The organism is Mycobacterium sp. P4_H6 (assembly GCF_056400845.1).
In genome coordinates this window covers 1-12,210 of record NZ_JBFUKN010000130.1, presented here as the reverse complement: position 1 = coordinate 12,210, position 12,210 = coordinate 1, and the positions used below count along the sequence as shown (strand labels likewise).

Annotated in this window: 16 protein-coding genes; 11 read left to right on the top strand and 5 right to left on the bottom strand. The window is 66.3% G+C overall.

What is annotated here, in order from left to right; translation table 11 throughout:
• The 5 genes from AC1DTF_RS30675 to AC1DTF_RS30655 form a co-directional block, all read left to right on the top strand.
• The coding region (locus tag AC1DTF_RS30675; RefSeq protein WP_477476783.1) for an aldehyde dehydrogenase family protein at positions 1-357 on the top strand (357 nt) is incomplete at its 5' end.
• A gap of 81 nt (positions 358-438) precedes the next feature.
• Positions 439-945: a YkgB family protein gene (locus AC1DTF_RS30670; protein WP_477476782.1), complete on the top strand. Its 507-nt coding sequence runs from the start codon at positions 439-441 to the stop codon at positions 943-945.
• Positions 946-964: 19 nt separating this feature from the next.
• Positions 965-1,600 (top strand): RNA polymerase sigma factor, encoded by a 636-nt coding sequence (locus tag AC1DTF_RS30665; RefSeq protein ID WP_477476781.1) that lies wholly within the window; start codon positions 965-967, stop codon positions 1,598-1,600.
• A gap of 14 nt (positions 1,601-1,614) precedes the next feature.
• A complete protein-coding gene (locus AC1DTF_RS30660; RefSeq protein ID WP_477476784.1) occupies positions 1,615-1,839 on the top strand; it encodes an anti-sigma factor family protein in 225 nt (74 codons plus the stop codon).
• A gap of 30 nt (positions 1,840-1,869) precedes the next feature.
• Positions 1,870-3,306: a dihydrolipoyl dehydrogenase family protein gene (locus AC1DTF_RS30655; protein WP_477476780.1), complete on the top strand. Its 1,437-nt coding sequence runs from the start codon at positions 1,870-1,872 to the stop codon at positions 3,304-3,306.
• A gap of 5 nt (positions 3,307-3,311) precedes the next feature.
• Here the strand turns inward: AC1DTF_RS30655 and AC1DTF_RS30650 are convergent, their stop codons facing one another.
• Positions 3,312-4,100 (bottom strand): hypothetical protein, encoded by a 789-nt coding sequence (locus AC1DTF_RS30650; protein ID WP_477476779.1) that lies wholly within the window; start codon positions 4,098-4,100, stop codon positions 3,312-3,314.
• 53 nt (positions 4,101-4,153) lie between these two features.
• Here AC1DTF_RS30650 and AC1DTF_RS30645 point away from each other — a divergent pair, with 53 nt between their 5' ends.
• Positions 4,154-5,110: an ankyrin repeat domain-containing protein gene (locus tag AC1DTF_RS30645; protein WP_477476778.1), complete on the top strand. Its 957-nt coding sequence runs from the start codon at positions 4,154-4,156 to the stop codon at positions 5,108-5,110.
• On the opposite strand, the gene AC1DTF_RS30640 is transcribed toward AC1DTF_RS30645, so the two are convergent.
• Positions 5,094-5,453, bottom strand: a complete 360-nt coding sequence (locus AC1DTF_RS30640; RefSeq protein WP_477476777.1) for a hypothetical protein — start codon at positions 5,451-5,453, stop codon at positions 5,094-5,096. The genes AC1DTF_RS30645 and AC1DTF_RS30640 overlap by 17 nt on opposite strands.
• Positions 5,454-5,515: 62 nt before the next feature.
• Here AC1DTF_RS30640 and AC1DTF_RS30635 point away from each other — a divergent pair, with 62 nt between their 5' ends.
• Genes AC1DTF_RS30635 through AC1DTF_RS30625 form a run of 3 tightly spaced genes read left to right on the top strand, consistent with a single transcriptional unit; the run spans position 5,516 to position 6,899 of the window.
• A complete protein-coding gene (locus tag AC1DTF_RS30635) occupies positions 5,516-5,854 on the top strand; it encodes an ArsR/SmtB family transcription factor (RefSeq protein WP_477476776.1) in 339 nt (112 codons plus the stop codon).
• Positions 5,854-6,501 (top strand): cation efflux transmembrane domain-containing protein, encoded by a 648-nt coding sequence (locus AC1DTF_RS30630; RefSeq protein ID WP_057165964.1) that lies wholly within the window; start codon positions 5,854-5,856, stop codon positions 6,499-6,501. The genes AC1DTF_RS30635 and AC1DTF_RS30630 overlap by 1 nt, the downstream gene beginning before the upstream one ends.
• Before the next feature lie 23 nt (positions 6,502-6,524).
• Positions 6,525-6,899, top strand: coding sequence for a DUF1622 domain-containing protein (locus tag AC1DTF_RS30625; protein ID WP_057165620.1), 375 nt, complete (start codon positions 6,525-6,527; stop codon positions 6,897-6,899).
• On the opposite strand, the gene AC1DTF_RS30620 is transcribed toward AC1DTF_RS30625, so the two are convergent.
• The 3 genes from AC1DTF_RS30620 to AC1DTF_RS30610 all read right to left on the bottom strand — a co-directional run bounded on the left by AC1DTF_RS30620 (position 6,896) and on the right by AC1DTF_RS30610 (position 9,727).
• The gene (locus tag AC1DTF_RS30620; RefSeq protein WP_477476775.1) at positions 6,896-7,672 is read right to left on the bottom strand and encodes a DUF427 domain-containing protein; all 777 of its coding nucleotides are present in this window, start codon (positions 7,670-7,672) and stop codon (positions 6,896-6,898) included. The genes AC1DTF_RS30625 and AC1DTF_RS30620 overlap by 4 nt on opposite strands.
• Positions 7,669-8,793 (bottom strand): acyltransferase family protein, encoded by a 1,125-nt coding sequence (locus tag AC1DTF_RS30615; RefSeq protein ID WP_477476774.1) that lies wholly within the window; start codon positions 8,791-8,793, stop codon positions 7,669-7,671. The genes AC1DTF_RS30620 and AC1DTF_RS30615 overlap by 4 nt, the downstream gene beginning before the upstream one ends.
• A 67-nt stretch (positions 8,794-8,860) precedes the next feature.
• On the bottom strand, positions 8,861-9,727 hold the full coding sequence (locus AC1DTF_RS30610; RefSeq protein ID WP_477476773.1) for an LLM class F420-dependent oxidoreductase: 867 nt from the start codon (positions 9,725-9,727) through the stop codon (positions 8,861-8,863).
• Between the two features lie 20 nt (positions 9,728-9,747).
• Here AC1DTF_RS30610 and AC1DTF_RS30605 point away from each other — a divergent pair, with 20 nt between their 5' ends.
• Both AC1DTF_RS30605 and AC1DTF_RS30600 read left to right on the top strand, forming a co-directional pair.
• On the top strand, positions 9,748-11,385 hold the full coding sequence (locus tag AC1DTF_RS30605) for a cellulase family glycosylhydrolase (RefSeq protein ID WP_477476772.1): 1,638 nt from the start codon (positions 9,748-9,750) through the stop codon (positions 11,383-11,385).
• Positions 11,386-11,741: 356 nt separating this feature from the next.
• Positions 11,742-12,210 (top strand): hypothetical protein (locus AC1DTF_RS30600; protein ID WP_477476771.1); only part of this gene is annotated, 469 nt, incomplete at its 3' end.

Below are 12,210 nucleotides of genomic sequence, written 5' to 3'. Positions count from 1 at the left end.
GGGGCGTTCTTCCCGCCCGGGGTGCTCACCGGGCTGTCCCCGGATTCCCCGGCGGCCAAGGAGGAACTGTTCGGGCCGGTGGCCACCGTCTACAAGGTGCCCGACGAGGACGCCGCGGTCGAGTTGGCCAACGACACCCCCTTCGGGCTGGGCTCCTATGTGTTCACCACCGACSCCGAGCAGGCCAAGCGGGTGGCCGACAAGATCGAGGCCGGCATGGTCTTCGTCAACGCCGTCGGCGCCGAAGGCGCCGAGCTGCCCTTCGGCGGAGTCAAACGCTCCGGGTTCGGCCGCGAACTCGGCCGCTTCGGCATCGACGAATTCGTCAACAAAAAACTCATCCGCATCGCCGGCTAGTTGTAGCTCCCGAACGGCCTGTAACGCTTGGCCGTCGACACCACACTCCCTTTGCAACGCCCGAACGCAAAGGAGCCAGACATGACCGTCACGCAAGACAGCCGATTCGTCCGCGCTGAGTCAGTCCTCGCCGACATCGGCGGCAACGCCGCCCGGTATGGACTGGTGGTCGTGCTGGCCTGGATCGGAGCCCTGAAATTCACCTCCTATGAGGCGCACGGCATCGAACCTCTGGTCGCGAACAGTCCGCTGATGAGCTGGGTGTACGACATCTTCTCGGTGACTGCGTTCTCGTCGATGCTGGGCGTACTGGAACTGACGACGGCAGCTTTGCTGGCGGCCAAGCCGTGGCTGCCGCGGCTCTCCGCGGTCGGCAGCGTGATCGCCGTCGGCCTGTTCGCCGCCACGTTGAGTTTCCTGTTCACCACACCGGGTGTCGGGGAGTCCTCGGCCGGCGGCTTTCCGGTGTTGTCCTCGACGGGCCAGTTCCTGATCAAAGACATTGCTCTGATCGGTATCTCGTTGTGGACCTTGGCTGATGCGCTGGCGGCGGCACGTCGGCGAACTGGTCATGCGGCGCTGTCTTGAGCCCTACGATGGCATCGCCATGACAATATCGGCACCGGATGAAGCCGCCCTCGTCGACGCGTTGCGGCGCGGTGACGAGGCGGCCTTCGCCGCTCTGGTGGAGAGGTATGCACCGTCGATGCTGCGGGTCGCAGCGGGCTATGTGCCCAATTATGAGATCGCCGAAGAGGTCGTCCAGGAAACCTGGATCGCTCTGCTGAAGGGCCTCGACAGCTTCCAGGGCCGATCTTCTTTGCGCACCTGGCTTTTCACAGTCATGGTGAAAATCGCGAAGACGCGTGGTGTGCGGGAGCGGCGGGACACCGAGATGCAGGTGCTCGCCTTCACCGGAGGTACGGTCGACCCGGCACGCTTCCGGGAAGCCGGCCGGCAGTGGGCTGGTCACTGGAAGGAACACCAGGCGCCGGTGGCCTTTCCGGACACCCCGGAGGGCTCGGTACTCGGCGATGAGCTGGTCGCAGTGACCCGCCGCGAGCTCGACAAACTGCCTGTGCGGCAACGAGAAGTGGTCACCATGCGTGATGTGCTCGCGATGGACTCCGCTGAGGTGAGCGCACTGCTCGGTATCAGCACCGCCAACCAGCGGGTGTTGCTGCATCGTGGTCGCGCCGCGATACGGCAGGCGCTCGAGGACTATCTGAAGGAGTCGGCGTGAGCGACACGGATTCGATGGATTGCCATGTCCTGGTAGAGCTGGTGACCGCCTACCTCGATGGTGTGCTGGATCTGGGTACCAGGGCACGTTTCGACGTTCATCTGACCGAATGCGACGGCTGTGACAACTATCTGCAGCAGCTGCGATCCACCGTGGACACTCTCGGCAAGGTGCGTGCTGATGAACTCGACCCGGCGTTTCGGGACCGGCTGCTGACGGCGTTTCGCGACTGGCGCTGACCGAGGGCCGCGGAGGCATACGCTGACCCCATGACCGGCGAGATGCGCGTTGTCGTGATCGGAGGCGGCCCGGCGGGGGTGTCGGCCGCACTGCATGCCGCCGGTCTGGGCGCACAGGTGACGCTGCTGGAGCGGGGACGGGTCGGCGGCACCGCCTTCAACAGCGGCCCGGCGCCGGTCCGCACCTTGGCGCGCGCCGCGCGCCTGGTGCGGGACTGGAATTCATGGGAAGCGTTCGGTCTGCGCGGGGCACGGCCGCAGGTCGATGTCGCCGCCACGCTGGCCAATGCGGAACGGGTCGCCGACTACGCCTATGAACGAAAGCGGGTCGCCGACCATATCCGCGCTGCCGGTGTGGATCTCGTCGAGGAGACCGGTGACGCCCGTTTCCTCGACGCGCACACCGTTGCTGCGGCTGACGACCGGACCTGGACGGCGGACCGGGTGATCATCGCGGTTGGGGGCAGGGCCGGGAGACTGCCCATCCCGGGTGCGGAACTCGGCCTGACCTACGCCGACATCCGCGGTCTGACCGCGCTGCCCGACAGGGTCTGCGTGATCGGGGCCTCCGACACCGGTTGTCAGCTGAGCTCAATTCTCGCCGACTTCGGCTGCAAGGTAACACTTGTGGAGTACGGGCCACGCATCGTCGCGCGCGCCGACGTCGACGTCTCGGCCGGGCTCGAACATGCCTTCCACCGCCGCGGTATCGGCGTCGTCACCGGCGCGGCGGTGCACGAACTCGCACCGGCCACCGACGGTGTCCGCGTGCTGTACCGGACCGGCGATGACTCCAGGGCCGTGGACGTCGACGCGGTGTTCTTCGCCGTCGGCTGGCCCGGCAATGCCGACGTCGTCGACGCCGCCGCGGCCGGTGTGAAAACCGAACGGGGCTACGTGGTCGTCGACGCGTCGGCCGCGACCAACGTGTCGCATATCTTTGCCGCCGGCGACGTCGACGGGAACAGCATGCTCGTCAGCAGCGCGACGCTCGAGGGCCGGGTCGCCGCCGAGAACGCGGTGCTCGGCCGGCGGCGCCAGGTTGCCCACGAGATCGTCCCGGCCGGCAGTTTCACCGACCCGGAGTACGGCAGCGTCGGCCTCACCGAGGAACACGCCAGGGCCCGCTACGACTGCGCGGTCGCGGTGGCCCGCTACGAGGACATGTTGCGTCCGGTTGCCGACGGTCACCCGGATGGGTTCTGCAAGTTGATCGTCGACACCGCGAGTCGGCAGATCGTCGGAGCCCATGTGCTGGGCGAGTATTCGGCCGAGGTGATCCAGATGGTGGCGGCCTGCATGGCGGCGCGCATGCGCGTCGAGCAGGTCGCCGAGCTGCAGTTCGCGTTTCCGACATTCACCGAGGGTGTCAGCCAGGCCGCGCAGATGGTGGTGAATCAACTCAGTGGCCGGCCGGTGCCCCATTTGTGGAGCAGTCTGGGCAGCACGCCATCGGTCCTGGAGTAGGCGCGCTAGCCGGACGGCGGGAATCGGGCGGCCACCGCTGGATGCCCGGCGATCAGGCCGTTGAGCGCACGCCACTGGTGCAGCGCGTCGGCCAGTGTGCCCTCCGGGTCGCCACGGCGCACCGCGTCCACCAGGGCCAGCTGGGTGGGCCCCTTCTTCCGCAGTACCTCCGGGGACAATGGCTGAATGCCCTGCAGGCCAAGGAGTTCGACCTCGTCGTCGATGCGGTGTACGACCGGTTCGGCAGACGGGTCGGCCATGTCGACACGCGCCCACGGTGCTGCAACCTCGATGGTGGCCGGGGTGTTCGCACGCTCGGCATAGCAGAACCACGACACCGGGCCACCGGGCACCGGCGGCCAGGACTCCGGCAGCGGTGGGGTGCGGCGCAACTCCCATCCCGGCTCTGCTGCGGTGGCCGCCCACGCCTGGTCGCTCAGAAACTTCACCCGCGGCAGCCGGTTATCGGCGCGGGATCCTGTGGTGCGCAACCGCTTCAACTTGCTTAGTAGGGCGACCGCCGGTGGCGATAGGCCGAGCGCGGGCGCGACGAACAACCACACCCACAACCACCACGACCGGACACCCGTGTCGTCGATCGTCGAGAGCACCGTGCAGGCGGCCTGGGCGATCCAGAGCGGTCCGAGTACGACCAGCGCCGATAATCCCAGCGCGAAACCGCCCTCCCAGCGCATGGAGTCGTCGGTGGATTCCGTGACTTCACCGGCCACCGCGGCGACGACCAACGCGATCACGATGCCGAGCACCAGCGCGGCGATATCGGTCATCGGCATGTTCGGCCTCCCCGGTCAGGCTATCGAGCGATGCCATCGGTCATGCTGGAGGCATGCCGGAAACGCTGGTCGAATACCAGGAGGGATACGACAGCGTCATCGTGACCCGTGACGGCGATGAACTGGTGTTCTGGTCCGACTTCGACGACAACGGACGCTCGATCCGGACGGAGACCCGCACGCCCCTCGCCGATTTCGTCGCCAAGGGTCACGGGCCATGGCCCTGGTACGACCTGGACAGCCGGCGCGAGGGCGCACTGAAGGTGCTGGGCGCGCTGGGTATCGAGGCGCCGCCCTGGACCGAACCGCTACCGAAGAACGTCCTGGACCTCTTCTACCGCGCCTCCAACGGATGGGCCTCGGTGAGCGATCTGGTGACCGGCGGTCTCGACGTCGACGTACTCGACCGGTGCGGCGCCTCACCGCTCTGGTACGCGGTCCGCTCGCTGCAGCCCGCGGCGGCGATCGCTCTCGTCGAGGCGGGCGCGGACGCGTGCCGGCGCATCGACCTCACCGCGCGTGGCGAGCGGTTCACCACGATCCTGCACGAGATGGCCGCGCTCGGGCGCGCCACCGCGCTCACCCGCGCACTGGCCCGCGGCGCCGACCCGATGGTGCGCGACTCCGAGGGGGCGACACCGCTGCACGTGCTGGGCGAGGGCGCCGATCATGTCAACCCGGAGATCGTCAGGGCGCTCATCGGTGCCGGAGCCGATGTGGAAGCCCAGACCACCGGTGGCACCAGGCCGATCGAAGCCGCGGCGCGACGGCTGTTGCCCGCCACCGTGGCCACCATGCTGGAACTCGGCGCGCAACCGGCCCGGGCCTTGGATGCGCTACTGGTGTGGTGGTCGGCGAACGCCCGTTGGCTGGGCTACCGCGCCGACGTCGTGGTCGGGATCGTCGAAATCCTCTGCGCCGCAGGGGCGACGGTGTCCGAACGACATCTCGAACTCGCGGCGGAGGCCGATATCGCGCCGGTGATCGCGGCGCTCAGCCGAGCACAGTGAGCGGCAGACTCACGAACCCGCCACGGCCCGACACCGCCAACAGGTACCGACCGTCCGCGGGCACCGGCAGTTTCAGCGGGTAGAACACGAATCCGACCTCACCGCCCAGGCTGGCCTCCGGCACATCGAACTGCACGTCGAGTGCTGCCCCGACCGGATCGGTGAAACGGACATCGATCGTGGCGGCCTGATCGAACGGTTCGGGCTGGATCAACACGATCAGGATCGGCTCGACGATGCGTCGCGGTCCCGCTTGACACGACGTGATGACCCCGCCCTGCACGTGGAGTTTGTTGTCGACGACCGAAGCGGATTCGGCGAGTAGGGCGCCGGTGACGATCATCGTTCCACGGTAACGGGTTCCCGACCTTACGATTAGTACAGAATTCTATGTATTATCACGACATGCGAACTCTGGTGCATACCGACGCCCTGGCCCGATTCGGTCACGCGCTCTCCGACACCACCCGCGCACAGGTCCTGCTCACCCTGAACGCGGCGCCGGGCTACCCCTCCGAGCTTGCCGAGCAACTGGGGGTGTCACGCCAGATCCTGTCCAATCACCTGGCCTGTCTGCGCGGCTGCGGGCTGGTGGTCGCCGTACCCGAGGGGCGCCGCACGCGATACGAATTGACCGACAGCCGGATCGGTAGTGCGCTCACCGATCTGATGGGTCTGGTACTGGCCGTGGACCCGAACTGCTGCTGTGCCGGCGCCGACGGCACCGGCTGCGGGTGCTGCTGATGGTGCGGGAACGCGTCCTCACACCGGGGCGCCATGCGGTGTTGTCGCACCGGATCCGCTGGTTCGTCACGGCGACCATCGCGTACAACGTGATCGAAGCCGTCGTGGCAATCAGCGAAGGTGCACGGGTGTCCTCCAGTGCGCTCGTCGGTTTCGGGCTGGACTCGGTGATCGAGGTGTCCTCGGCGGCGGCCGTGGCGTGGCAGTTCTCCGGCCGCGATCCCGAAGCCCGCGAGAAGGCCGCCCTCCGGGTCATCGCCTTCTCGTTCTTCGGCCTGGCGATCTTCGTGACGGTCGACGCGGTGCGTTCACTGCTCGGTGCGCAGGAGGCCCGGCATTCGACCATCGGTATCGCGCTTGCGGCATTGAGTCTGGTCATCATGCCGGTGCTGTCGTGGGCGCAGCGGCGCGCCGGCCGCGAACTGGGTTCGATATCGGCGGTTGCCGATTCGAAACAGACGCTGCTGTGCACCTATCTCTCGGGCGTACTGCTGCTCGGTTTGCTGCTCAACAGCGCGTTCGGATGGTCTTGGGCGGATCCGGTGGCGGCCCTGGTGATTGCCGCGGTCGCGATCAAGGAGGGCCGCGATGCGTGGCGTGGTGACACCTGCTGCGCACCGATTCCCGAGACCCGGTGCTGCGACTGAGGTCCTGGCCCTAACGTTGCGGCATGAGCTTCTACGAGGTCATCGAGACGGTCGGCAAGGTGATCGACGGGATCGGCGTGGCGGTGATCGCACTCGGGGCGATCTTCGCCGGAGTCGTGACGGTGCGCAAGATGCTGGGCCGCTCCGGTGATGCCTACCGGTTCTTCCGGGAGCAGCTGGGACGGTCGATCCTGCTCGGCCTCGAATTCCTGGTGGCCGCCGACATCATCCGCACGGTCGCCCTGACCCCCACCTGGCAGAGCGTGGTGGTGCTGGCCGGGATCGTGTTGATCCGGACGTTCCTCAGCTTCTCTCTGGAGGTGGAGATCAGCGGCCGGTGGCCGTGGCAGCAGCGGGCCAGGCCTGCGGCAGATGATGTTGTGCCACAACGCGACTAGCTCATGTGCGTGACCGGACGCGGCAGTCGTACGCCGTCGACCTCGATGTCCACCTTCTCGTTGTAGAACGCGATCAGTCCGGCGACGCGGGAGACCGCGCCCAGCGGATACTGGTACATCCACGCGAGGTCCGCACGAATTGCCTCACCCACCTGGACCGACCAGTAGGCAGAGGTGACGCCCTTGTACGGGCACACCGTCTGCGTCTGGCTGGGGACCAGGTACTGCATCGAGACGTCCGTGCGATCGATGTAATACCTTGTCGGGAGTCCGGTTTCGAAGAGAAGGACCGGACTGTGGGTGTCGGCGAGCACAACGCCATCGAGTTCCACCCGCACGTGGCGGTGCGAGCGCAGGGCATCGTGGCGGGCGTATGGGCTGCGGGGATGCTCGTAGATCCGCTCGTCCTCTTCGAACCACTCCAGGCTGTCCCACTCGAACCGCACGTAGCCGGGCACCAGTCCGTCGCCCTCCTCGAAAACGCGAGCAGCTGCCGCGGCGACCTGGCCGCCGGCATACAGTGAATGCAGCCGGAACGCCCCGAACTGAGCGCGTTGAGCGTGCTGATCATCGACGAGGAATTTCGTGTTCACATCGCTGAGCGGCACGTAATAGTGCGGGTAGTAGGGAATCTCCCACACATAGCGCGCGCCGAGGGTGTCGAAGACCAGGTCGGGCCCGACGTAGCCACGGACCCGCCGGGGACAGGGTTCCACGCGCCCGCGCTCGGTGGCCGGCGGCGGGTAGTCCTGCCCCGATGGTGCTGAATTCATCTGCGGCTCCGTTCTCTTGTCGATGTCGGTGTACGCGTCCAACGGTGCAACAGCCAGGCCGCCGGCACCGTCATTGCCGTCGTGACGAGGAACAGTCCCGGCATCGACCCGGTGAAGGTCGGCCAGTGCAACACCTCGGCCATCGCGAATTCCATCGCGATCACGTGCAACAGGAAGATCTCGTAGGAGATCTCGCCCAGCCACACCACCGGGCGGGCACTGAGCAGGCGTGCGTAGCCGCTTCCCGAGTCCAGTACCAGCGGCGCCAGCAGCCCGACGGCCACCACGGCGTAGAGGATCGTCTTGAGTACCCGCTGCCACGGTTCGACCTCGATCACGGTGACATCACCGGCGATCGGCAGCGCCACCACCAACAGCGCGGCCACCGCCAGCGGTATCGCCAGATAAGCGCGACAGCGAATGCCGAGCACCTGCAGCACCACCAGAGCCATGCCGCCGACGAAGTAGATGAGGTGCGCGGGCAACCAGATGGTCGCCGACGGCGGCAGCGCATCGGTGATCGTCGGCAGCAGCAGCCACAGCGGCGTCACCGCGCCCAGGGCGGACAGACCGGCCAGCAACAGGCCCGGGCGCCACGCCCGGCGGCACAGCACCGTCAACAGCAAACCGGCCAACAGCGGCAACGCCGCGTAGAAGGCGACTTCGACTGCCAGGCTCCACATCTGGGTCAACCCCTGATGCAGCTCGGCGTAATACAACGGCGGGTAGATCTGGGTCAGCGTCAGGTGTTTCAGTAACCCGAGCCAGCTGTGCCCGGGATTCGGCCCGGCGTCGCGGAACTCGTAGATCGCGAAGGCGAGGAGCACCGTGATGACATACGCCGGTGCGATCCGGCGCACCCGGCGACGGGCATAGCGGCCTAGAGACGGCTCCGGGGTTCCCTGCGCGGTCGCCAGGACCCACGGCCGGAACAACAGATAGCCCGACAACACGAAGAACACCGGGACGCCGACCTCCAGCCGCGCATAGAGCTGGCCGAGATAACCGTCATCGAGGTGCCCTGTCCCGAAGGCTGCGTGGGTGGCGACGATCAGCAGGGCGGCCAGTGCGCGCAGCCCGGTCAGCGAAGCCACCCGATTCGTGGCAGCACGATCGGTCACCGGCGAATCGCCTGTCGCACGCATCAGTTCCACAGCGTACGGATGGCGCCCGATCCATCCGCGGGAATCATGGCGCGGGCAGCGCCGCGGACAACCGGGACAGCACGTCGAGATGTGCGTCGACGGTGCCGAGTCCCGCGCCCATGGTGTTGATCGACAGATGCGAGGCGCCGGCCCGCGCCCAGGCCCCGATCTCCTGCAGCGCCGCGTCATCGTCGCCGCGCCAGGTGGCGCGACCTTCCATGCCGATCGCGGCCGGGTCACGGCCCGCCTCCTCGGCGGCACCGGAAACCACCTCACGGGCGTGGTCGAGCCCGGCTCCGGGCGCCATCATGGGGAACCACCCGTCGGCCACCCGGCCCGCCCGCCGGTAGCCCGCATCCGATGCCGAGCCGATCCATACCGGGATGGGGCGCTGCACCGGCAACGGTGCCAGGCCCGCGCCGGTGAGGCGGTGGTATCGGCCGTCGAACGTCACCGAAGGTTCGGTCCACAACCTGCGCAGCAGAGAGATCTGCTCCTCGGATCGTTTGCCGCGGTTACCGAAGTCCTCACCGAGGGCCTCGTATTCCACCGCGTTCCAGCCGATTCCGACGCCGAGACGGAGCCGGCCGCCGCTGAGCAGGTCGACCTCGGCGGCCTGCTTGGCGACCAGCGCGGTCTGGCGCTGCGGAAGGATGATCACTCCGGTGACCAGCTCGACCGTCGTGGTGATGGCGGCCAGATAACCGAACATGACCAGAGGCTCGTGGAATGTGGTGTGCACGTCGTAGGGCCCGGCCCACCCGGCGTGCACGTCGGGGTCGGCACCCACGACATGGTCGTAGGCGAGAATGTGGGTGAAGGCCAATTCCTCRACCCGTTGGCCGTAGGCGCGCACCGCACCGACATCGCCGCCCAGTTCTGTCTGGGGAAACACCACACCGATCCGCATATCCACACCGTATCCGGACCGTGACCGGGGGTTTTCGACACGCCGAATTCGGTGCGGTGCTTCGGTCGTTGCTTCCGTTAGAAATAACCTCATATTTTGAGAAGGGTCGGGTGAATGTGAGTACGGTGCGCGGCGGGAGAATATTCCAGCGCCGCAAATTAATGCGCGCGGTTCTGGGCGCCATTGTCTCCGGCCTCTGTGTCGTCGCTCTCATCGCCACTCCGACCTCCCACCGGCACCGCCAGGTGTTCACGGACAACTTCGCCGCACTCAGTAACTCAGCCACCACATTGGGGTTCGCTGATTCGCAGGTCTTCTTCTACAACGACGCGGAAGTGGCCGCGACGGTGCAGCGCTGGGTCCAGAACAATATCCGCACGGTGCGCATCGGAATTCCGTGGGCGGGTGTCGAGGCGCTCCAAGGCCGGTATGACTGGTCCAAGGCCGACCGGATTGTCGCTGCCGCGGCGGCGGCAAACATCTCGATCATCTGCGCCATCACCTCCAGCCCGTGGTGGGCCAAGGCGTGGAATGCCCTTCCGCCGCACGGCCGTCCCGCCTCGCCCGACCAATACGGGAAATTCACCGCGAAGGTCGCGCAACGGTATAAGGGCAAAATTGCGGCATATGAGATCTGGAACGAACCCAACGGCGTTTTCGGATATCACCCGGCACCGGATCCCTCTGGATATACCGATCTGTTGAAGGCCGCCTATCCGCGGATCAAAGCCGTCGATCCGGCGGCCATTGTCGTCGGCGGAGTGCTGGGGTCGGGAAAGAGTTGGGGCTCGTGGACGATCGATCCCGTCACGTTCCTCACCCGTATGTACGCCGCGGGCGCGCAACCGTTCTTCGACGCGTTGTCTTATCACCCGTACAGCTACAGCATGAAGTTCTCGCAAGGCATGCTGCAGGCGGATTCGCCGGTGGATCAACTGGTCCGCATGCGCAGAGTGATGCTGGAGCGCGGCGATGCGCCGAAGAAGATCTGGGTGTCGGAGTACGGCGCCCCCACCAATCGAGTGAATGAGGCGACCCAGGCCGCCTTCATCGCGGACATGATCAGCACCTGGCAGGAACTCCCGTACGCGGGCCCACTGATGCTCTACACCACACGAGATCTCAACAGCTCCAGCGGTTCCGACGAGGACCGATTCGGCCTGTACCGGTCGGACTGGGTGCCCAAAGCCGCGCAGCAGGTAGTGGCTGCCCCGCCCGGAGTCGGCGCGGTCTATCAGCGGTTCGCCGCGTTCACCGACCCCAGTTTCGGGGAGGTGCTCAGTCCCGTCTTCACGGGACCGTTCAAAGTCCCGACGCAGTTGCGCGCTCTCGGCACGCTGTGGGAGGTGTCGCCGGGCACGATTGTGGCGTCCCCGACGCCGGTCGCCGATCTGGTGCGTAAGAAGAAGATCCTGCCGAAAACGTCGTTCAGGGACGGCTATCAGGATTTCGGTGGCTGGCAGCCGTTCCGGGTCTGGTATTCGCCGGAGACCGGCGTGCAGACGGCCAGTGTGGAGTTCGCCAAGAAATGGGTCCCGGAACTGGGGTTGGCGACGTCGTCGGAGAAGTGGGTCAACGGCGCGACCCGGGTGACGTTTCAGCGGGGCGTGATGACGTGGCGACCGTTCGTGGGCGTCAAGGTGTATCGCTCGCAGTAACGCGCCTGCCAGCAACGCGCGGAGCACCGTGGTCCGCGCGTTGTTCCTTACTGCGTGCCTGGCTGCGCCGGCGCGTGCTGCTGCCGCGCGGTGAACCTCGGTTCGGCAACGGGACATTCTTTGCGCAAACGTGATGTTTAGTTTGCTACATAGTGGGTGTATCTGATCTTGATAACGAAATGGCAAACAAGATAAGAAAGCTGGCGACGAGCTGGGGTCGCAGCGGCCCGCTCTTGGCGTGGCCATGGACGAGCCAGCCGATCGAGCTTTCTCCGGCGGCCGTGCGCGGCCGGAAACGCACAGCTAGACGGCCTGAATGACGCTGAGTGGCAGCAGCCTCCGGCTGCGTTCCCACCGTGGACACGACCGTTGCGAAGAGCGTGGGCAGCTCGTTAATTGTCGCCCGCGTCAAGACAAATTTCAGAAAATTTGCGGCCAGGTCTAGTTTGCCAGGCAACCGTTGTGTTAACTTTTCGACGTTGGTTGGGGAATTTGCTGAAAGGGAGATCAACATGTTGGGACGTCAGGGAACCTCCGTCAGGATGATCGCTGCGACGGCAATCGCCGGGGGCGGAATCGCACTGGCCATGGGAGCGGCCACCGCAGGTGCGGGAGCGGCATACGCCGAGACAGGGCAAACCGCCTCGAGTTCGAGCTCCAGCTCGAGCAGTTCACCGCTGCAGCGGATCGGCAGGTTCGGCAGCAATCTGCAGCGCAACCTCGGAACCGTCGGCAGTAATCTGCAGCGGAACCTGGGTCAGGTCGGCAGCGATGCCCAGCAGGGCCTCGGCTCTGTCGGTTCGAACCTGCTCATCAACGGTGGGA

Excerpts from the sequence above, each read along its gene's own strand:
- AC1DTF_RS30645 (WP_477476778.1), top strand. The coding sequence starts at position 4,154 with ATGCCGGAAACGCTGGTCGAATACCAGGAGGGATACGACAGCGTCATC.
- AC1DTF_RS30670 (WP_477476782.1), top strand. The coding sequence starts at position 439 with ATGACCGTCACGCAAGACAGCCGATTCGTCCGCGCTGAGTCAGTCCTC.
- AC1DTF_RS30650 (WP_477476779.1), bottom strand. The coding sequence starts at position 4,100 with ATGCCGATGACCGATATCGCCGCGCTGGTGCTCGGCATCGTGATCGCG.
- AC1DTF_RS30665 (WP_477476781.1), top strand. The coding sequence starts at position 965 with ATGACAATATCGGCACCGGATGAAGCCGCCCTCGTCGACGCGTTGCGG.
- AC1DTF_RS30640 (WP_477476777.1), bottom strand. The coding sequence starts at position 5,453 with ATGATCGTCACCGGCGCCCTACTCGCCGAATCCGCTTCGGTCGTCGAC.
- AC1DTF_RS30630 (WP_057165964.1), top strand. The coding sequence starts at position 5,854 with ATGGTGCGGGAACGCGTCCTCACACCGGGGCGCCATGCGGTGTTGTCG.
- AC1DTF_RS30660 (WP_477476784.1), top strand. The coding sequence starts at position 1,615 with ATGGATTGCCATGTCCTGGTAGAGCTGGTGACCGCCTACCTCGATGGT.
- AC1DTF_RS30655 (WP_477476780.1), top strand. The coding sequence starts at position 1,870 with ATGACCGGCGAGATGCGCGTTGTCGTGATCGGAGGCGGCCCGGCGGGG.
- AC1DTF_RS30620 (WP_477476775.1), bottom strand. The coding sequence starts at position 7,672 with ATGAATTCAGCACCATCGGGGCAGGACTACCCGCCGCCGGCCACCGAG.
- AC1DTF_RS30635 (WP_477476776.1), top strand. The coding sequence starts at position 5,516 with ATGCGAACTCTGGTGCATACCGACGCCCTGGCCCGATTCGGTCACGCG.
- AC1DTF_RS30625 (WP_057165620.1), top strand. The coding sequence starts at position 6,525 with ATGAGCTTCTACGAGGTCATCGAGACGGTCGGCAAGGTGATCGACGGG.